This is a genomic window from Herbiconiux gentiana (assembly GCF_024978135.1).
Taxonomy (GTDB): Bacteria; Actinomycetota; Actinomycetes; order Actinomycetales; family Microbacteriaceae; genus Herbiconiux; species Herbiconiux gentiana.
This window is the reverse complement of sequence record NZ_JANTEZ010000004.1, coordinates 468,165-487,989: the sequence shown is the minus strand read 5'-3', so window position 1 is coordinate 487,989 and position 19,825 is coordinate 468,165. Positions and strand designations below refer to the sequence as shown.

The window sequence follows — 19,825 nt, the reverse complement described above, 5'->3', positions numbered from 1 at the left end:
CCTCGGCTCGACACGACGGCCCGTCCCTCCACGTGAGGGGCGGGCCGTTCCCGTCCGTCAGGCCAGGAGGTTCGTGCGGAGGGTGCGGCCCGTCGCCGCGAAGCCCTGGGAGGCGAACTCGCGGGCGACCGCGACGCGCTCGGCCGAGGGGCGGCCGTAGGTCGTGGTGCGCTGCACCGGCACGCGACCGATCTCGCCGATCATCCGCTCGAGCTCGTCGACCGTCTTCTCGGAGCCGTTGTCGGCTCCCGCCATGCGGCTGATCGTCTCCTCCATCAGGGTGCCGCCGAGGTCGTCGGCGCCGCCCTCGAGCATCTGCTGCGTGCCCGCGTTGCCGAGCTTCACCCACGAGGTCTGCACGTGGTCGATGCGCCCGTGCAGCATCAGCCGCGACACGGCGTGGATGGCCCGGTTCTCCTGCCTCGTCGGCCCCGGCCGGGCGACGCCGGCGAGGTACACGGGCGCGTTCATGTGGATGAACGGCAGCAGCACGAACTCGGTGAACCCGCCGGTCTCGTCCTGCACCCGTGCGAGGGTGCGCAGGTGCCCCACCCAGTGCGAGGGGTTGTCGACGTGGCCGTACATCATGGTCGACGACGAACGCAGCCCCACGTCGTGCGCGGTCGAGACGATCTCGATCCACGCGGCGGCCGGCAGCTTGCCCTTGGTGAGCACCCAGCGCACGTCGTCGTCGAGGATCTCGGCGGCGGTGCCCGGGATCGAGTCGAGCCCCGCGGCCTTCGCCTCCTGCAGGAACTCGCGGTACGACAGCCCGGTGCGCGACGCTCCGTTCACGATCTCCATCGGGCTGAACGCGTGCAGGTGGATGTCGGGCTGCCGCGCCTTGACCGTGCGCGCGAGGTCGAAATAGGCCGTGCCGGGCAGGTCGGGGTGGATGCCGCCCTGCATGCAGATCTCGGTGGCCCCGATCATCCACGCCTCGTCGACGCGGTCGCCGACCTGCTCCATCGACAGCGTGTAGGCGTCGGCGTCGGTGCGCCGCTGGGCGAAGGCGCAGAAGCGGCAGCCGGTGTAGCAGACGTTCGTGAAGTTGATGTTGCGGTTCACCACGTAGCCGACCTCGTCGCCCACGGTCGCGCGGCGCACGTCGTCGGCGAGGGCGGCCAGAGCCTCGAGGTCGGGGCCGTCGGCGCCGAGCAGGGTGAGGTAGTCGGCGTCGCTCAGCCCGGCCGGGTCCTCCGCGGCGCGGGCCAGGGCGCTGCGCACGGCGGGGTCTCCGGATGCGCGCGGCGCCGTTCCGGCGTTCGCCCCGACGTGCTCGCGCAGCTCGGCCCAGTCGCCGTACACGTCCTCGAAGTCGCTGCGGCGGTCGCCCGTGCGGCCGACGGTGTCGATCTCGGTGTGCAGCTCGGTGCGTCCGCTCGAGCTCGAGCCCCAGTCGGGCTCCTGCCAGGGCAGCCCGGCGGGGATCCGGCCCTCGATGGCGAGGCCGTCCGGCCCGGCCAGCGCGCGCACGTGGGGGAGCACCCGGGGGTCGATCCACGGCTCCTCGGCCCGCACGAAGTGCGGATGCGCGGTGAGGCGCTCCCGCAGCTCGAAGCCCGCCTCGGCGGTGAGCCGGGCGAGGTCGTCGATGTGCGGCCAAGGGCGCTCGGGGTTGACGTGGTCGGGGGTGAGGGGCGACACGCCGCCCCAGTCGTCGATGCCGGCGCGCACGAGGAGCGACAGCTCCCGCGCATCCGTCAGATTCGGCGGAGCCTGCACCCGCGCCTTCGGGCCGAGCACGAGCCGCGCCACGGCGACCGCGGCGACGTACTCCTGGGTCTCCAGGTCGTCGGCCGCCATCATGGCGGTGGCGGGCTTCGCGCGGAAGTTCTGGATGATCACCTCCTGCACGTGACCGTGCCGGCGTGCGGCCGAGCGGATGGAGAACATCCCGTCGACCCGCTCGGCGTAGTTCTCGCCGATGCCGAGCAGGAGGCCGGTGGTGAAGGGAACGTTCGAGCGGCCCGCGTCCTCGAGCACGCGCAGGCGCAGCACCGGGTCCTTGTCGGGGGAGCCGTAGTGCGGCCCGCCCTTCTGTGACCAGAGCCGGTCGGCGGTGGTCTCGAGCATCATGCCCATCGACGGGGCGACCGGCTTCAGGCGCTGGATCTCCTCCCACGTCATGACGCCGGGGTTCAGGTGGGGGAGGAGGCCGGTCTCCTCGAGCACGAGGATCGCGACGGAGCGGAGGTAGGCGATGGTGGAGTCGTAGCCCCGGGCCTCGAGCCACTCGCGGGCCACGGGCCAGCGATCCTCGGGGCGGTCGCCGAGGGTGAACAGCGCCTCCTTGCAGCCGAGGGCCGCGCCCTCGCGGGCGATCGCGAGCACCTCGTCGGGCGAGAGGAACGGCGCCTTGCCCTGCTTCGCCAGCCCGCCGGGGGTCTCGACGAAGGTGCAGTAGTGGCAGCGGTCGCGGCAGAGGTGGGTGAGGGGGATGAACACCTTGCGCGAGTACGTGATGACGCCGGGGCGCCCCGCGATCTCGAGCCCGGCGTCGCGCACCCGGGACGCGGCGGTGAGCAGGCGCTCGAGGTCGTCGCCGCGGGCGTGCAGGAGGGTCTCGGCCTCGGTCGCGTCGAGGGCGACACCGGTCTCGGCGCGCTTCAGGGCCCGGCGGATGGCGGAGGCGTTCGGGACGAAGCCCTGCTCGACCGCGGCCGGGGTGCTGCGACCGGTCGGGCGCACACCGGTGCTCGTGGGGAACGGAAGATCTTCGGGCATGGGGGAACCTCTGGAGTCTCGAAGTGAAGATGAGAGAAGAAGGGGCCCAAAGCCAGACCCATAACCTGATTGCCGCCAGCCTACCCCCTGGCCCGGCCTCCCCCTGGCCCGGCCTCCCCCCTGGCCCGGCCTCCCCCTGATGGGGAGGGGCATCGCGCGCACCCCGTGTGCCACGATGGCGTCACCACTACGAATCGGGGAACATCTTGGCCAAGACAGCTGTGCGCGGAACCTTCCTGGACTTCGTCGACGACCCCTACAAGCACGTCGGCAACGAGGAAGCGGCCGCCCGGTTCCAGGCCGACGGCCTGCTGGTCGTCGAGGACGGCGTGATCGTCGACTTCGGCGCCTACGACGACATCGCGTCGACGCACTCGGGGGTCGAGATCACCGAGATCCGCGACCGGATCATCCTCCCCGGCTTCATCGACGGGCACATCCACCTGCCGCAGACCCGCGTTCTCGGCGCCTACGGCGAGCAGCTGCTGCCGTGGCTGCAGAAGTGGGTCTTCCCGGAGGAGCACAAGTACTCCGAGCGCGAGTACGCCGAGGAGGGCACGAAGCACTTCTTCGACAACCTGCTCGCCTCGGGCACCACCACGGCGCAGACGTTCACCACCGGCAACCTCACCTGCAACGAGGTCTTCTTCGAGGAGGCCAGCCGCCGCAACATGCGCATGATCGCCGGCCTCACCGGCATCGACCGGCACGTGCCCGACTACTTCGCGAACACCCCCGAGCAGTTCTACGACGACAGCCGCACGCTGATCGAGAAGTGGCACGGCAAGGGCCGCAACCTCTACGCGATCACCCCGCGCTTCGGCTTCGGCGCCTCCAACGAGCTACTGGCGGCCTGCCAGAAGCTCAAAGAGGAGTTCCCCGACCTGTGGATCAACACCCACATCTCCGAGAACCCCGCCGAGGTGCACGGCGTGCTGGCGCTGCACGACGACTGCCACGACTACCTCGGCGTCTACGAGAAGTTCGGACTGGTCGGCCCGAAGTTCACGGGCGGCCACGGAGTCTGGCTGTCCAACAGCGAGTTCCGCCGCTTCTCGGAGGCGGGCGCCTCGGTGGCCTTCTGCCCGTCGTCGAACCTCTATCTCGGATCGGGCCTGTTCCGCCTCGGCCGGGCGCTCGACCCCGAGCACCGTGTGCTCGTCTCGTACGGCACCGACATGGGCGGCGGAAACCGCTTCAGCCTGCTGAACAGCCTCGAGGACGGCTACAAGGTCGGCATGCTGAACAACACCATCCTCGACGGCAGCATCCTGCCGAGCGAGCAGGACCTCGCCGAATCCGAGCGCAACAAGCTCTCGCCGCTGCGCGCGTTCTACTCCATCACCAAGGGCGGAGCCGAGGCGCTCTACATCGACGACCTCGTCGGCTCGTTCGACATCGGCAAGGAGGCCGACTTCGTCGCCCTCGACTGGACCGCCGGTCCGCCCGCGACCGCCTGGCACCAGAGCCTGTCCTACAGCGACGGCCCGCTGACGCTCGAGACCGTCTCCGACCTGCTCTTCGGCGTGATGATGGTCGGCGACGAGCGCGCTGTCGACCAGACCTGGATCGCGGGCGAGCTCGCCTACCAGAAGGCCTGAGCATGACCGACACGGCGCTGCCCGACGGTGCCACGACCTCCACTGGTGGAACAGTCACGCTGGTCGTGCACCGTCGGCTCGCCGAGAAGGACTACGCCGACTACGAGGCCTGGCAGAAGAAGGTCGCCGAGCGCGTCTCGCGCTGGCCGGGCTTCATCGAGCGGGAGCTGATCCGGCCGAACCCGCCGCACTCGGTCGACTGGGTCACCGTGCAGCACTTCCGCGACGCCTCCTCGGCCCGCGGCTGGCTGCAGAGCGCCGAGCGCAAGAACCTCGTCGACGAGATCGGCGACCGCTTCATCGGCAACGACGAGGTGCACCTGTTCACCGAGGAGGTCAAGCACCCCTCCGAGGCGTCGTCCGTGCTCATCTCGAGCAAGGTCGCACCGCAGGACGAGGCCCGCTTCCTCGAGTGGCAGCGCGAGATCTCGGCCGTCGAGTCGCGCTTCGAGGGCTTCGTCGGCCACAAGGTCGAGCGGCCCATCCCCGGGGTGCAGGACGACTGGGTGGTCGTGCTCAGCTTCGACAGCGAGAAGCACCTGAACGCCTGGCTCGACTCGCCCGAGCGCTCGGCGCTGCTGGCCGAGGGCGCCGACTACAACGAGCAGCTGAAGCTCACGCGCTCGAGCTACGGCTTCGGCTTCTGGTCGGGTCGCAAGGCTCCGGATGCTCTGCCCGACCCGGTGTTCAAGAGCAACCTCCTGGTGCTGCTCATGCTGTACCCCATCGTGTTCCTCTGGGGCTACTTCATCGCCGACCCTCTGTTCGACAGCCACGGAGTGCCGTTCTGGCTGTCGCTGTTCATCGGGAACGTGGTGTCGACTCAGCTTCTCGGCTGGTTCTTCGTGCCGTGGGCGTTCAAGCTGTTCGGCTGGTGGGTGAAGCGGGGCATCCCCGTGAAGACACACGTGCTGGGGTACGCGCTCGTCGTGCTGGTGTACATCCTGTCGATGGCGCTGTACGCCTGGCTGATCAGCCTGCGCCCGGCGGGCTAGCGGGCTGCCGCGGCCATCGTGCCCGCTGCGGTCTAGCGGGCGGCGGCGGCCAGGGCGTCGGCGGCGAGCTGGGTGCTCGTGGCGGGGTCGCGCATCCAGAGCGGCACCACCGAGATGCGGATGCCCGCCGACTCGATGACCGGGGCGCTCGCCGCGTCGCTCTCGTCGATCAGCCACGCGTCGAGCAGGCCGCCGCGCGAGCGGGAGCCGTAGTGCTTCGCCACCGCGGCGGCCGTCGTCTCGACGCCGATCGCGGTGAGGCAGGCGTCGGCCATGCCGCGAACGGCGGCACCCGAGATGATGGGGGAGACCCCGACGATCGGCGCGCGGGCCTCGCGGAGGGCCGAACGGAGGCCCGGCACTCCGAGGATGGTGCCGATCGACACCACCGGGTTCGAGGGAGCGACCAGGATCACGTCGGCCTGCTCGATCGCCCGCCGCACGGACGGGGTCGGCTTCGCCGCATCCGCCCCCACCTGGATGAAGCGCTGCGCCGGCACGCCCGCCCGGTGCTTCACCCACCACTCCTCGAAGTGCACGATGCGGCGCTTGCCGTCGAGGATGATCTCGACGTGCGTCTCGACCGGCTCGTCGCTCATCGGCAGGAGCTTCACACCGAGGTTCCAGCGCTCGGCGAGCCGGGCGGTGGCCTCGGTGAGTGTGAGGCCGTCGCGCAGGAAGCTCGAGCGGGCGATGTGGGTGCCGAGGTCGAGGTCGCCGAGGGTGAACCACGGCCAGCCCACGCCGTAGGCCGTGAGCTCGGCGCTGACGCGCTCGCTCTCGCCCTTGCGGCCCCAGCCACGCTCGTCGTCGTTGGCGCCGCCGAGCGTGTACATGATCGAGTCGAGGTCGGGGCAGACCCGCAGGCCCGTGAGCCACATGTCGTCACCCGTGTTCACGACCGCGGTGACCTCGGCGGTCGAGCCGCCGTCGCCGTTCGGGTACGCCTTCCTCAGCTGGGTGCGCAGCCCCCTCAGGAACCGTGCACCTCCGACACCGCCTGCGAGCACCGTGACCTTCACGCCCCCATTCAATCCCATGCCCGCCCTCCCCGCCGACCGTACCCTCGCCGACCTCAGCCGAGCCAGGGGTTCACGATCGGGAGGCCGGTGTGATCGAAGTCGCGCTCGTTGCGCGTGGCGAGGAGGGCGCCGTGCACGCGGGCAGTCGCCGCGATCTGGGCGTCGAACGGGGTGATGGGGCGGCCGAGGCGGCGGCGTGAGGAGACGACGTCGGCGAACTCGACCGCGCACTCGGCGTCGAGAGGCAGGATGCGCCGGTCGAACTCGTGGGCAACCAGGTGGGCGACCCGTCGTCCGAGCTCGCGCCGCCGCGTTCCGGCGCGCAGCAGCGCGACACCCTGGAGCAGTTCGGCGAGGGTGACGGCCGAGAGGCAGAGATCGTCGGCGGGCTGCTGATCGACCCAGTCGACGACCGCGGGGGATGCCCGGGCTCTCAGGAGCTCCGAGACCACGTTCGTGTCGAGCAGGATCATCGATCGAAGTCGGCCCGGTCGACCGGGGCCGAGCGCTCTGGCAGCAGGTCGGCGAGGTCGTCGGCGTACCCGACGTCGGCGAACATCGAGCGGATGCGACTTCCGATGCCGGCGGTGTCGGCCGGCTCGCTGGCGACCGCTGCCATGAGGATGTGCCGCGCCTCGGCCTCCATCGACCGCCCGTTGCGCGCGGCCCGCACCCGCAGCCGATAGCGGGTGCCGTCTTCGAGGTCTCGAACCGTGATGGTCGCCATGCCGCCCACCTCCCTGCTGTCAATGCTAGCAGCGTGATGAGGATCTGTCGATATCGGGCGGCTACTCGGCGCGGGCGGCGACCGCCAGGAGGGCGGCGACCTCGTCGAAGTCGGCGGCGACACGGCCCGCGGTCACGCGGAGGAACTGGGGCGGCCGCGCATCCGGAACCGGCGGCGCAGCCACGAACGACGCACCCGCCGCCACCCGGATGCCGCTCGCGGCCAGGGTGAGGATGGCCGCCTTCTCGTCGGCCACCGGCAGCCAGGTGTTGATGCCGTCGGAGGGCGCGTGCGGCAGCCCCTGCTCGACCAGCGCCTCGGAGAGCAGCCGCTGCCGCGCCTGATAGATGCGCCGCGCGTCGTGCACGGTGTCGACCGAGGCGGGAGCGGTGAGCAGTTCGTAGAGGATCGTCTGCAGCATGCGCGACGTCCAGCCGGGCCCGAGCAGCCGCCGCGCCACGATGCGGTCGATCAGCGCCTCGGGCCCGCCGAGCGCCGCGATGCGGAGGTCGGGGCCGTGCGACTTCGCGAAGCTGCGCACGTGCAGGGTGCGGTTCGGCAGCCAGCTGCCGAGGCTGTGCGCCGGGCTCGACGAGATCTCGCCCGAGTGGTCGTCCTCGATCACCACGGGGTCGCAGACGTGGTCGTGCGCGCGCAGCACCCGCGACAGCTCCCGCGCCCGCCCCGCGCTCATCGACATGCCCGTGGGGTTGTGCGCCCGGGGCTGCAGGATGATCGCGACCGGCCCCAGGGCGAGGGCGTCCGCGAGGCGTGCCGGGAGCATCCCCTCGTCGTCGACGTCGACCGGCAGCCGCTCGGCCCCGAGCGTCTCGAGCAGGTCGAGGAACGGCGGGAACGTCGGGTTCTCGACCACCACCCGGTCGCCGAAGCGCACGAGCGACTCGAGCGAGCGCGAGATGGCGTCGAGGGCGCCGTCGACGATCGTCAGCGCCGCGACGGGGTAGGGCCAGGATGCGCGCAGGTGCTTCTCGAGCCCGGGAAGCACCGGGGAGCTGAGGTAGCTGGCGGTGTCGGCCCGGGTGGGCACCTTGGTGAGCGCGAGCGAGAGGTCGGGCAGCAGGGACGGGTCGGGTGTGCCGGTCGAGAGGTCGAGCCGCGCGGTGACGTGCGAGCCGGCCAGCTCGCCGAAGTGCGGCGGCATCCACGGGGTGGCGGCCTGGAGCACGTAGCTGCCGGCGCGGCCGCGCGAGGTGATCAGGCCGACCCCCGAGAGCGCCTGCCAGGCCGTGCTGACCGTGGCCGGGCTGACGCCGAGCGTCGAGGCGACGTCGCGCACCGTGGGAAGGCGCTCGCCGGCGCTGAGCGAGCCCGAGCGGATCAGCCGGGAGATGGCGGCGGCGATGCCGTCGGGGGTGCGGTGCTCCACCGCGTCGACGATCCGTTCGAGCATGCTGCCCCGGCTTCTTGGTGCGTCGGCCCGGACGGGGGTGCCCGGGAGTCTTGACATATTTACTCTCGCGTCACACTCTGAAACACACGAGAAATGTTCACGCCGAATAATAACAAAACCGGCTGCACAGCACGCTTCGAAAGGAACCACCGATGACGACGATCCGCGCGGCGATATCCCAGACCACCTGGACGGGCGACAAGGAGTCGATGCTCGACAAGCACGAGCAGTTCATGCGCGACGCGGCCGCCCAGGGCGCGCAGGTGATCTGCTTCCAGGAGCTGTTCTACGGGCCCTACTTCGGCATCACCCAGGACAAGAAGTACTACCGCTACGCCGAGCCGGCCGACGGCCCGATCGTGCAGCGCTTCGCCGCCCTGGCCAAGGAGCTCAACATGGTCACGATCCTCCCGATCTACGAGGAGGAGCAGACCGGCGTCTACTACAACACCGCCGTGGTCGTCGACGCCGACGGCACGGTCGTGGGCAAGTACCGCAAGCATCACATCCCGCACCTCGAGAGCTTCTACGAGAAGTTCTACTTCCGCCCCGGCAACCTCGGCTACCCCGTCTTCGACACCGCCGTCGGCAAGGTGGGTGTGCACATCTGCTACGACCGCCACTTCCCCGAGGGCTGGCGCGAGCTCGGCCTGAACGGCGCCCAGATCGTCTTCAACCCCAACGCCTCCAAGCCCGGTCTGTCGAACCGCCTCTGGGAGCTCGAGGGCCCCGCGGCGGCCGGTGCGAACCAGTACTTCGTGCTCGTGCCGAACCGCGTCGGCAAGGAGGACAACGAATACGGCGACCTCGCCGTCGACTTCTACGGCACCAGCTACGTGGTCGACCCGCGCGGCAACTACGTCGGCGAGCTCGGATCGAGCGAGCACGAGGAGCTGCTCGTGCGCGACCTCGACCTCGACGCCATCCGCGACACCCGCGACGACTGGCAGTTCTACCGCGACCGTCGCCCCGACGCCTACGGCGAGATCGTCGCACCGTAGGCCCGGGGGAGAGGCAGTCATGAAGACCCTCATCAAGGGCGGCACGGTCGTCAACGCCACCGGCACTGCCACGGCCGACGTGCTGATCGACGGCGAGACCATCGCCGCGGTGCTCGCCCCGGGCAGCACCCTGCTCGGCTTCGACATCGAGCGGAACGTCGACCAGGTCGTCGACGCGACCGGCAAGTACGTCATACCGGGCGGCATCGACGCGCACACGCACATGCAGATGCCGTTCGGCGGCACCGAGGCGAGCGACACCTTCGAGACCGGCACCCGCGCGGCCGCCCATGGCGGCACCACGTCGATCATCGACTTCGTCGTGCAGTACGCCGGAGAGAACATCCTCGACCAGTACAACCTCTGGCAGGGAAAGGCGGCCGGGCAGTGCGCGGTCGACTACGGCTTCCACCAGATCCTGTCCGACGTGCAGGACTCCTCGCTCACCGCGATGGACGAGCTGATCAACGAGGGTGTCACGTCGTTCAAGCTGTTCATGGCCTACAAGGGCGTGTTCCTCAGCGACGACGGCCAGATCGTCAAGGCGATGCAGCGGGCCTCCGACAACGGCTCGCTGATCATGATGCACGCCGAGAACGGCTCGGTCATCGACCTGCTGGTGAAGCAGCACCTCGAGCGCGGCGAGACCACCCCCTACTACCACGGCGTCTCGCGCCCGTGGCAGGCCGAGGAGGAGGCGACGCATCGCGCGATCATGCTCGCGAACCTGACGGGGGCGCCGCTCTACATCGTCCACGTCAGCGCCAAGCAGGCGGTCGAGCAGATCGCCGCGGCCCGCGACAACGGCCAGAACGTGTTCGCGGAGACCTGCCCGCAGTACCTCTACCTCTCGCTCGAGGACCAGCTCGGAGCATCCAGCCCCGAATGGGGCGACTTCGAGGGCGCGAAGTGGGTCTGCTCGACCCCGCTGCGCTCGAAGCACGAGGGTCACCAGCACCACATGTGGCAGGGCCTTCGCACCAACGACCTGCAGGTCATCTCGACCGACCACTGCCCCTTCTGCATGAAGGGCCAGAAGGACATGGGGCTGGCGGACTTCTCGAAGATCCCGAACGGCATCGGCTCGGTCGAGCACCGGATGGACCTGATCTACCAGGGTGTCGTGATGGGCGAGATCAGCCTGCCCCGCTGGGTCGAGCTGACGAGCACCACGCCGGCGCGGATGTTCGGCATCTACGGCAAGAAGGGCGTCATCCAGCCCGGGGCCGACGGCGACGTGGTGATCTACGACCCGAACGGGCACACCTCGATCGGCGTGGGCAAGACGCACCACATGAACATGGACTACTCGGCGTGGGAGGGCTACGAGATCGACGGCCACGTCGACACCGTGTTCTCCCGCGGGCGGATGATCGTCGACGACGACAGCTACCTCGGCCGCAAGGGCGACGGCGCGTACTTCAAGCGCGGCCTCAGCCAGTACTTGATCTGACGAACGACAGGACACCACATGGATTTCGGCGCGGTCGTTCAGACCAACCCCCCGGCAGCCCGCACCGTCGGGCTCGCCAAGCTCAGCGAGCAGTACGGCTTCGACTACTTCTGGACCTTCGACTCGCACCTGCTCTGGCAGGAGCCGTACGTCATCTACAGCCAGATCCTGGCCGAGACGAACAAGATCAAGGTCGGCCCCATGGTCACCAACCCGGCCACCCGGGACTGGACGGTCACGGCCTCGGTCTACGCGACCCTCAACGAGATGTACGGCAACCGCACCATCTGCGGCATCGGCCGCGGCGACTCGGCGGTGCGGGTCACCAACGGCGCCCCCACGACGCTGAAGACCCTCCGCGAGTCGATCCACGTCATCCGGGAGCTCGCGAACTCGCGCTCGGTCGAGTACAACGGCGCCACGCTGCAGTTCCCCTGGAGCAAGGGCTCGTCGCTCGACCTGTGGGTGGCGGCGTACGGCCCGCTCGCCCTCAAGCTCACGGGAGAGGTCGGCGACGGCTTCATCCTGCAGTGCGGCGACATCGACATCGCCAAGTGGATGATCGCCACGGTGCGGAAGGCGGCCGAGAACGTCGGGCGCGACCCCGACGAGATCGCGTTCTGCGTGGCCGCCCCGATGTACATCGGCGACGACTGGGAGCACATGCGCGACCAGTGCCGCTGGTTCGGCGGCATGGTGGGCAACCATGTGGCCGACATCGTGGCGAAGTACGGCGAGAGCAGCGACGTGCCCGAGGCGCTCACCTCCTACATCAAGGATCGTGAAGGCTACGACTACAACGAGCACGGCCGCGCGGGCAACAGCCACACGAGCTTCGTGCCCGACGACATCGTCGACCGCTTCTGCGTGCTCGGCACCGCCGAGCAGCACATCGAGAAGCTGAAGCAGTACGCCGAGATCGGCGTGACGCAGTTCGCGGGCTACCTGCAGCACGACAACAAGGAGGAGACCCTCCGCGTGTACGGCGAGACCGTGATGCCGGCCCTTCGCGACCACATCACGGCCAAGGCATGACCGGAACCTCCCCGACGGGCACCCCCGAGCGCCGGCGCGGCGCGCGGCGTTCGGGCACGACCGCGACGCGGGTCGCGTTCGGCGCGGGCGGGGTGCTGCTCGTCGTGGTCGCCTGGGAGCTCTACAAGGCGATCGGTCCGGCCACCGGTGTGATGATCGGCGACCTCACCGTGCTGCCGCGAACGACCGACCTGGCGATGCCCCACGTCTGGGACATGATCGGGCGACTGTTCGAGCAGTCGGGCAACGGGCGGAACGCCCAGCCCGTCTGGCTCGCCGTCGCCCAGGCGGCCGTCTTCACACTCGGCGTGGCCGCGGTCGGCTGGGTCGTCGGCGTCGTGGTGGGCATGCTGCTAGCGATCCTGATGCAGCGCTTCCGCACCGCCGAGTCGGCCGTGCTGCCCTGGATCGTGCTGAGCCAGACCGTGCCGCTGATCGCGATCGCCCCGCTCGTGCGGCGCTGGGGCGCCCAGCTCGAGTTCGGCGACTTCACCTGGGAGAGCTGGATGTCGGTCGCGATCATCGCGTCGTACCTCGCCTTCTTCCCGGTGTCGATCGGCGCGCTCCGCGGCCTCAACTCGCCCGATGCCATCCACGTGGAGCTGTTCCGCAGCTACGGCGTCGGCTGGTGGAAGACGCTGTTCACGCTGCGCCTGCCGGCGAGCGTGCCGTACCTGCTGCCGGCCCTCCGGCTAGCGGCCGCTAACGCCGTGATCGGCACCGTGGTCGCCGAGGTCTCGATCGGCCTCCGCGGCGGCATCGGCCGGATGATCATCGAGTTCGCCCAGCAGGCTTCGGGCGACCCGGCCAAGACCTGGGCGCCGATCTTCGGCGCCATCGCCGTCGGCCTCGTGGCCGCCGGCTTCATCGCCCTGCTCGGAGTCCTGCTCCGGCGCTTCCGCAGAGGGGAGGTGCCCGCATGAGCGAGGCATCCACAACCGCCGCCGTCCAGGTGACCGGCGTCGACAAGGTCTTCACCGCCAAGCGGAAGCCCTCCGTGACGGCGCTCGACTCCATCGACCTCACGGTCGCCCCGGGGGAGTTCGTCTCGCTGATCGGCCCCTCCGGCTGCGGCAAGTCGACGCTGCTGCGGCTGATCGCCGACCTCGACACGCCCTCGGCGGGCACGCTCACCGTGTTCGGCAAGACGGCCAGGCAGGCGCGCATCGACCAGGAGTACGGCATCGCCTTCCAGCAGTCGGGCCTGCTGCCCTGGCGAACCGTGGCGGCGAACATCGAGCTGCCGCTCGAGCTGCACGGGGTGAACTCGGCCGGCCGCAAGAAGCGCTCGGCCGAGCTGCTGGCGCTCGTCGGCCTCGGCGACTTCGCCGAGAGCTACCCCGACCAGCTCTCCGGCGGCATGCAGCAGCGGGTCGCGATCGCCCGGGCGCTCGCCGAGAGCCCGCGCCTGCTGCTCATGGACGAGCCCTTCGGCGCGCTCGACGAGATGACCCGCGAGCGCATGCAGACCGAGCTCGTGCGCATCACCGGCGAGACCGGGGCGGCGGTCGTGTTCGTCACCCACTCCATCCCCGAGGCCGTGTTCCTGTCGAACCGGGTCGTCGTGATGTCCCCGCGGCCCGGCCGCATCCGCGACATCCTGAGCATCACCCTGCCGGGCACCGCCGACCGCGACGAGCACCTGCGCGAGGACGAGGCGTTCTTCGAGAACGTCAGCCGCGTGCGCGAGCTGCTGCACGGCGAGGCCCCCGTCGGCATCAAGCCCACCGCCGCCCGAGGCGTGGAGAACCGATGAGGGCCTCCGCCGGCTCCCTGCGCACCGTGCTCGCGCCGGTGATCCTCGGCGTCGTGGCGCTCGCCCTCTGGCAGCTGCTCGTGGTCGCGTTCGACATCAAGCCGTTCATCGTACCCGGGCCCTTGGCGATCGGCACCGAGTTCGGCGACAACATCTCCTCCGTGGTGGCGGGCGCACTGGTCACCGGAGGCAACGCCCTCGTGGGGCTCGTCATCGGCGGGGTCGTGGGCATCCTGTTCGCCGTGCTCGCCGCCCTGGCGCGGGTGGTCGACGAGCTCACCGCCGGCCTGGTCGCGGCCCTCGCCGTCGTGCCGATCGTGGCGCTGGCGCCCGTGCTGTACACGATGTTCGGGGCCGGTGCGGAGACCGCGCGGCAGCTGGTGGCGGCGCTCGCGGTGTTCATCCCGGTCTACATCAACACGCTGCGGGGTCTGCGGCAGGTGCGCCCGGTGCATCGCGACCTGATGCACGTCTACGCGGCATCCGCCTGGCAGACGACCCGCACGGTGACCGTGCCCGGAGCGCTGCCGTTCATCTTCACCGGGCTGCGGATCGCCTCGAGCCTCGCCGTGATCTCGGCCCTGATCGCGGAGTACTTCGGCGGGCCGGTCGGCGGGCTCGGCAAGTCGATCACCTCGGCGGCGTCGTCGTCGAACTACAACCTCGCCTGGGCCTACGTGCTCGGCGCCATCATCGTCGGTCTCGTGTTCTACTGCGTCACCCTCGCGATCGAGACCTTCGCGACGCGGCACTACAAGCCGCGCACCTGAGCCGCGCCGTCGACGCCGGCCCCCGAGCTGCACCACCCGCACCACCCACCCGCACCACCCCGCGCACCACCAGAGGAGGAACGACATGAAACACAGCACACGTCTCACCCGCTCCCGTGTCATCGGCGGCATCGGCGCCCTGGCCGCCACCGCGATCGTGCTCACCGGATGCTCGAGCGGCGGTTCGTCCGACTCCACCGACTCGGCGGCCTCAGGCGACCTCACCCCCGTCTCGCTGCAGCTGCAGTGGTTCTCGCAGGCCCAGTTCGCCGGCTACTACGCGGCCCTCGACCAGGGCTTCTACGAGGACGAGGGACTCGACGTCACCATCCTCGAGGGCGCGACCGACATCGTGCCGATCGACGTGCTCACGGGCGGCGACGCCGACTACGCGATCTCGTGGGTGCCGAAGGTGCTCGGCTCGATCGAGCAGGGCGCGGCCGTGACCGACGTCGCGCAGATCTTCGAGCGCTCCGGCACCACGCAGATCTCGATGAAGGACAAGAACATCACCTCGGCCGCCGACCTCAAGGGCAAGACGGTCGGCAGCTGGGGCTACGGCAACGAGTGGGAGCTGTTCGCCGGGATGAACAAGGCCGGCGTGAAGCTCGACGACATCTCACTGGTCGCACAGGCGTTCGACATGAACGGCTTCCTCGCCGGCGACATCGACGCGGCCCAGGCCATGACGTACAACGAGTACGCGCAGGTGCTGGAGACGAAGAACCCGTCCACCGGCAAGCTCTTCACCCCCGACGAGCTGAACGTCATCGACTGGAACACCGAGGGCACCGCGATGCTCCAGGACGCCATCTGGGCCGACTCCGACCGCCTCGCCGACGACTCGGCCTATGCCGACACCACGGTGAAGTTCATCAAGGCGTCGATCAAGGGCTGGGCCTACGCCCGCGACAACGCCGAGGACGCCGCGAAGATCGTCACCGCCTCGGGCTCGCAGCTCGGTGAGAGCCACCAGCTCTGGATGACCAACGAGGTCAACAAGCTGATCTGGCCCTCCACCTCGGGTGTCGGCACGATCAACCAGGACCAGTGGGACCAGACGGTGAAGATCGCCATGGACACCCCCAACGAGACCGGCGCGACCGTCATCTCGGAGGAGCCGCCGGCCACCGCGTTCTCGAACGAGTACGTGGAGAAGGCGCTCTCCGAGCTCAAGGACGAGGGCGTCGACGTGATGGGCGAGGGCTTCACGCCCATCGACGTCACCCTCAAGGAGGGCGGCGAGTAGCCACTCGTCACAAGGGAGGGTGGCGGCAGCGTCACCCTCCCTCACCACCCGCACCACACACAGAAAGAACGCACCATGGATCTCGACCCCGCCGACCAGCAGCTCGCCCTCGAGCTCGACCGCGCCCACGTGTTCCACTCCTGGTCGGCCCAGGCCTCGCTCAAGCCGATGGTCATCGCCGGCGGGCTCGGCTCCACGGTCTGGGACTACGAGGGCACCGAGTACCTCGACTTCTCCTCGCAGCTGGTGAACACGAACATCGGCCACCAGCACCCCGCCGTCGTCGCCGCCATCAAGGAGCAGGCCGACGTGCTCACCACGGTCGCCCCGGCCGCCGCCAACCTCACGCGAGGCAAGGCCGCCCAGCGCATCCTCGACAAGGCGGGCAGCAGCTACAGCAAGGTCTTCTTCACCAACGGCGGTGCGGATGCGAACGAGAACGCCATCCGGATGGCCCGCCTGTTCACCGGCCGGGACAAGGTGCTCTCGACCTACCGCAGCTACCACGGCAACACCGGAGCCGCGGTGGTCGCCACCGGCGACTGGCGCCGCGTGCCGAACGAGTACTCCCGCGGGCACGCCCACTTCTTCGGCCCCTTCGCCTACCGCTCCGACTTCTGGTCGACGAGCCCGGAAGAGGAGTCGGCCCGCGCGCTGCAGCACCTCGAGCGCGTGATCGTGTCGGAGGGCGCCGCCTCGATCGCCGCCATCCTGCTGGAGACGGTGCCCGGCACCGCCGGCGTGCTGGTGCCGCCGCCCGGCTACCTCGAAGGCGTGCGGGCGCTGGCCGACAAGCACGGCATCGTGCTGATCTTCGACGAGGTGATGGCCGGCTTCGGTCGCACCGGGTCGTGGTTCGCCTTCCAGAGCCTCACCGCCGAGGACGGCTCGTTCGTCGAGCCCGACCTGATCACCTTCGCCAAGGGCGTGAACTCCGGCTACGTGCCCGCCGGCGGTGTGATCATCAGCCCCGCCATCGCCGAGATCTTCGACGACGCCGTGTTCCCGGGCGGGCTGACGTACTCCGGGCATCCGCTCGCCATGGCCGCCATCGTGGGGGCCATCGACGCGATGGAGTCGGAGGGCATCGTCGACAACGCCGCGCACATCGGGCGCGACATCCTCGGCCCGGGCCTCGAGGCGCTGGCCGAGAAGCACGCCGTGATCGGCGAGGTGCGCGGGCTCGGCGTGTTCTGGGCGCTCGACCTGGTCAGCGACGCGGATGCGCGGACACCGCTCTCCGCGGCCGGCGTCGCGGCGCTGAAGGGGAAGCTGCTCTCGCTCGGCCTGCTGCCGTTCACGGCAGACAACCGCCTGCACGTGGTGCCGCCGTGCGTCGTCACCGACGCCGAGGCGGAGCGGGCCCTGGCGATCTACGACCAGGCCTTCAGCGAGCTGCCCGACCTCGCCTGATCGTCGCGGGGCACCCGTCGATCGTTTAGCTTCGGCGGGGTGCCCCGCGCCGGCGCTGTAGAGTCGCTTCATGGACGTCCGGCGCCTCGAACTGCTCCGCGAGCTCGCCGAGCGCGGCAGCATCACCGAGGTCGCGCGCGCCACGCACCGCACGCCATCTGCCGTCTCGCAGCAGCTGCGGGTGCTCGAGCGCGAGGCCGGGCTTCCGCTGACCGAGAAGGCCGGCCGCGGCATCGTGCTGACGGATGCGGGGCGGGCGCTCGCCCGCAGCGCCACCGACGTGGCCGTGGCCATCGAGCACGCCAACGCGCTCTGGGACGAGTTCCGCAACGACCCGACGGGGGAGGTGTCGCTCGCGACCTTCCCGACCGGAGGGCAGATGCTGCTGCCGGGTGTCGTGCGCCGCCTCGACGAGGTGGGCGGGCTGACGCTGCACTGCAGCGACCGCGACCCCGAGAGCGACGACTTCCCGGCGCTGACCGCCGACTTCGACATCGTGCTGGCGCACACGGCCTCCTCGGCGGCCACCAACTGGCCCTCCACCGAGCTCGCGGCCGTGAAGCTGATGACCGAGCCGCTCGACATCGCGCTGCCGCCCGGGCATCCGCTCGCCGAGAAGGAGCTGCTCGACCCCGAGGACCTGATCGGCGAACGCTGGATCGGGGTGCCGTGGGGCTACCCGTTCGAGCGCACCATCCTCGACATCTCCTCGGCGGCGGGCACTCCCATGAACGTGGTGCAGCGCTTCGGCGACACGCGCGTGACCGAGGCGTTCGTCGCGGCCGGGCTCGGGGTCGCCATCCTGCCCTGCTACACCGCGGGCGGGGCGTACCGCAGCGAGATCGTGCTGAAGAACCTGCGCGGGGTCGTCGCCGAGCGGCACATCTTCGCGCTGATGCGGCCCGACCGGGCGGAACGGCTCGCGGTTCGCACCGTGGTCGACGCCCTGCGGGCGGAGGCCGACGCGGTGGTGGCGGCGAACGCGCACCGCAACCCGCCGCGGCCCGCGGCCTGACCGTGCGGGCGGGCCGCCTGCCCGGCCGCGCCCGCCGGCCTGACCGCACCCACCCGTGGAGCCGGTAGAATCTCTCGGTGAGCACATTCAAGAAGACCCCTTACACGGTCAACGTGCGCGACATCCTCCACAAGCCCGGCGAGATGCGCGAGCACCGCTTCGACATCCCCACCGGCGAGAAGCTCGGTGAGGGCCTGCTGGCCGTTCCGGCCGGCGAAGAACTGCACGTCGACCTCCGTCTGGAGTCCGTGCACGAGGGCATCCTGGTCTCCGCCGACGTCTCGGCCGAGGCCGTCGGGGAGTGCAGCCGATGCCTCCGCGACATCGCCCAGACCGTCGAAGTCGAATTCCAGGAGCTTTTCGCGTATTCTTCTGACGAAGCTTTCGATTACGAGGTTCATGACGACCATGTCGATCTCGAACCTCTGATCAGGGATGCGGTTGTGCTGGCACTTCCGTTCCAGCCGGTGTGCACGCCGGACTGCCCAGGACTCGACCCGGTGACGGGCGAGCGTCTGGCCGACCATCCGGCACAACCCGCACCCGACGTGATCGACCCGAGATGGTCGGCACTGGCCGGTCTGAGCAGCCCTCAGGGCTCGACGGCTTCCGAAGACACAGACACCGACGCCACCTAGGCACGGGGTTCTAAACCGCCGGCGCGCGCCCCACGAACGCACGCCGACCGAGAAGAAGAGAGACAACCATGGCTGTTCCGAAGCGGAAGAAGTCACGTTCCAACACCCACGCGCGTCGTTCGCAGTGGAAGGCCGAGATCCCCACGCTGGTCAAGACCATCGAGAACGGCAAGACCACGTACAGCCTGCCGCACCGCGCCAAGGTCGTCGAGGACTCCGCAGGCACCGCCCTGTTCCTGGAGTACAAGGGCCGCAAGGTCGCCGACGTTTAATCGTTCTTCGAGAGGTGCGACCGGTGTCTGACGAAAAAGATGCCCGGTCGCACCTTTTGGCGCGCCTCGGGATCGAACTCGACCCCGCGCTGCTCGACCTGGCGCTGACCCACCGCTCATACTCCTACGAGCACGGCGGCATCCCCACGAACGAGCGGCTCGAGTTCCTCGGCGACTCCATCCTCGGCCAGGCCGTGACGGTGATGCTCTACACCACCTTCACCGAGCTCACCGAGGGCGAGCTCGCCAAGCGGCGGGCCTCGCTGGTCAGCACGGTCGCGCTCGCCGAGATCGCCCGCACGATCGGGCTCGGCGAGGTGATCAAGCTCGGCCGGGGCGAGGAGCTCACGGGCGGGCGCGACAAGGCGTCCATCCTCGCCGACACCGTCGAGGCGGTGATCGGGGCGACCTACCTCGACCAGGGGCCCGATGTGGCGACGGCACTCGTGCTGCGCCTCGTCATGCCCCTCGCGAACGACCCCGGGCGCTTCGGCATCTCGATGGATCCGAAGACGAGTCTCCAGGAGCGTGCAGCGCAGCACGGCTACGAGGCCCCCGTCTACGCCATCGAGGAGTCGGGCCCCGACCACCGCAAGGAGTTCACCGCCACGGTGACGCTCCCGGCGTCGGGCAAGCGGCGGGCGATCAGCGCATCGGGCACCGGGTCGAGCAAGAAGCAAGCCGAGTCGGTGGCGGCCGCGGCCGCGTTCGCCGAGCTCGGGCCGGCCCCGAAGGCCTAG

General features: G+C 69.9%; 19 protein-coding genes. 14 read left to right on the top strand and 5 right to left on the bottom strand.

Features of this window, described 5'->3' with window-relative positions:
• Positions 1-57: 57 nt before the first annotated feature.
• Positions 58-2,727: a bifunctional FO biosynthesis protein CofGH gene (locus NVV95_RS12685; RefSeq protein WP_259486896.1), complete on the bottom strand. Its 2,670-nt coding sequence runs from the start codon at positions 2,725-2,727 to the stop codon at positions 58-60.
• A 206-nt stretch (positions 2,728-2,933) separates the two neighbouring features.
• Here NVV95_RS12685 and guaD point away from each other — a divergent pair, with 206 nt between their 5' ends.
• A complete protein-coding gene (gene guaD / locus NVV95_RS12680) occupies positions 2,934-4,328 on the top strand; it encodes a guanine deaminase (RefSeq protein WP_259486895.1) in 1,395 nt (464 codons plus the stop codon).
• A 2-nt stretch (positions 4,329-4,330) separates the two neighbouring features.
• The gene (locus NVV95_RS12675) at positions 4,331-5,323 is read left to right on the top strand and encodes an antibiotic biosynthesis monooxygenase (RefSeq protein WP_259486894.1); all 993 of its coding nucleotides are present in this window, start codon (positions 4,331-4,333) and stop codon (positions 5,321-5,323) included.
• A gap of 32 nt (positions 5,324-5,355) precedes the next feature.
• On the opposite strand, the gene cofD is transcribed toward NVV95_RS12675, so the two are convergent.
• The 4 genes from cofD to NVV95_RS12655 form a co-directional block, all read right to left on the bottom strand.
• The gene (gene cofD / locus NVV95_RS12670) at positions 5,356-6,363 is read right to left on the bottom strand and encodes a 2-phospho-L-lactate transferase (protein ID WP_259486893.1); all 1,008 of its coding nucleotides are present in this window, start codon (positions 6,361-6,363) and stop codon (positions 5,356-5,358) included.
• Positions 6,364-6,398: 35 nt separating this feature from the next.
• Positions 6,399-6,818: a type II toxin-antitoxin system VapC family toxin gene (locus tag NVV95_RS12665; RefSeq protein WP_259486892.1), complete on the bottom strand. Its 420-nt coding sequence runs from the start codon at positions 6,816-6,818 to the stop codon at positions 6,399-6,401.
• Positions 6,815-7,072 carry a FitA-like ribbon-helix-helix domain-containing protein gene (locus tag NVV95_RS12660; protein ID WP_259486891.1) on the bottom strand — a complete coding sequence of 86 codons (258 nt, stop codon included), beginning with the start codon at positions 7,070-7,072 and terminating at the stop codon, positions 6,815-6,817. Before NVV95_RS12660 ends, NVV95_RS12665 begins: the two co-directional genes overlap by 4 nt.
• A gap of 61 nt (positions 7,073-7,133) precedes the next feature.
• Positions 7,134-8,483 (bottom strand): aminotransferase class I/II-fold pyridoxal phosphate-dependent enzyme, encoded by a 1,350-nt coding sequence (locus tag NVV95_RS12655; RefSeq protein ID WP_259486890.1) that lies wholly within the window; start codon positions 8,481-8,483, stop codon positions 7,134-7,136.
• Between the two features lie 152 nt (positions 8,484-8,635).
• On the opposite strand from NVV95_RS12655, the gene NVV95_RS12650 reads away from it, so the two are divergent.
• The 12 genes from NVV95_RS12650 to rnc all read left to right on the top strand — a co-directional run bounded on the left by NVV95_RS12650 (position 8,636) and on the right by rnc (position 19,825).
• On the top strand, positions 8,636-9,484 hold the full coding sequence (locus tag NVV95_RS12650; protein WP_259486889.1) for a nitrilase-related carbon-nitrogen hydrolase: 849 nt from the start codon (positions 8,636-8,638) through the stop codon (positions 9,482-9,484).
• A 19-nt stretch (positions 9,485-9,503) separates the two neighbouring features.
• A complete protein-coding gene (gene hydA, locus NVV95_RS12645) occupies positions 9,504-10,937 on the top strand; it encodes a dihydropyrimidinase (RefSeq protein WP_259486888.1) in 1,434 nt (477 codons plus the stop codon).
• 18 nt (positions 10,938-10,955) lie between these two features.
• Positions 10,956-11,972: a TIGR03842 family LLM class F420-dependent oxidoreductase gene (locus NVV95_RS12640; RefSeq protein WP_259486887.1), complete on the top strand. Its 1,017-nt coding sequence runs from the start codon at positions 10,956-10,958 to the stop codon at positions 11,970-11,972.
• Positions 11,969-12,895, top strand: a complete 927-nt coding sequence (locus NVV95_RS12635; RefSeq protein WP_259486886.1) for an ABC transporter permease — start codon at positions 11,969-11,971, stop codon at positions 12,893-12,895. The genes NVV95_RS12640 and NVV95_RS12635 overlap by 4 nt, the downstream gene beginning before the upstream one ends.
• A complete protein-coding gene (locus NVV95_RS12630) occupies positions 12,892-13,728 on the top strand; it encodes an ABC transporter ATP-binding protein (protein ID WP_259486885.1) in 837 nt (278 codons plus the stop codon). The genes NVV95_RS12635 and NVV95_RS12630 overlap by 4 nt, the downstream gene beginning before the upstream one ends.
• Positions 13,725-14,498 (top strand): ABC transporter permease, encoded by a 774-nt coding sequence (locus NVV95_RS12625; RefSeq protein ID WP_259486884.1) that lies wholly within the window; start codon positions 13,725-13,727, stop codon positions 14,496-14,498. Before NVV95_RS12630 ends, NVV95_RS12625 begins: the two co-directional genes overlap by 4 nt.
• An 85-nt stretch (positions 14,499-14,583) precedes the next feature.
• Positions 14,584-15,747, top strand: coding sequence for an ABC transporter substrate-binding protein (locus tag NVV95_RS12620; protein ID WP_259486883.1), 1,164 nt, complete (start codon positions 14,584-14,586; stop codon positions 15,745-15,747).
• Between the two features lie 75 nt (positions 15,748-15,822).
• A complete protein-coding gene (locus NVV95_RS12615) occupies positions 15,823-17,160 on the top strand; it encodes an aspartate aminotransferase family protein (protein WP_259486882.1) in 1,338 nt (445 codons plus the stop codon).
• A gap of 70 nt (positions 17,161-17,230) precedes the next feature.
• Entirely contained in the window at positions 17,231-18,175 is a 945-nt protein-coding gene (locus NVV95_RS12610) for a LysR family transcriptional regulator (RefSeq protein ID WP_259486881.1), read from the top strand.
• A 143-nt stretch (positions 18,176-18,318) separates the two neighbouring features.
• Positions 18,319-18,813, top strand: coding sequence for a YceD family protein (locus NVV95_RS12605; RefSeq protein ID WP_259486956.1), 495 nt, complete (start codon positions 18,319-18,321; stop codon positions 18,811-18,813).
• Positions 18,814-18,881: 68 nt separating this feature from the next.
• Positions 18,882-19,085, top strand: coding sequence for a 50S ribosomal protein L32 (rpmF, locus tag NVV95_RS12600; protein ID WP_259486880.1), 204 nt, complete (start codon positions 18,882-18,884; stop codon positions 19,083-19,085).
• A 23-nt stretch (positions 19,086-19,108) separates the two neighbouring features.
• Positions 19,109-19,825 carry a ribonuclease III gene (rnc, locus tag NVV95_RS12595; RefSeq protein WP_259486879.1) on the top strand — a complete coding sequence of 239 codons (717 nt, stop codon included), beginning with the start codon at positions 19,109-19,111 and terminating at the stop codon, positions 19,823-19,825.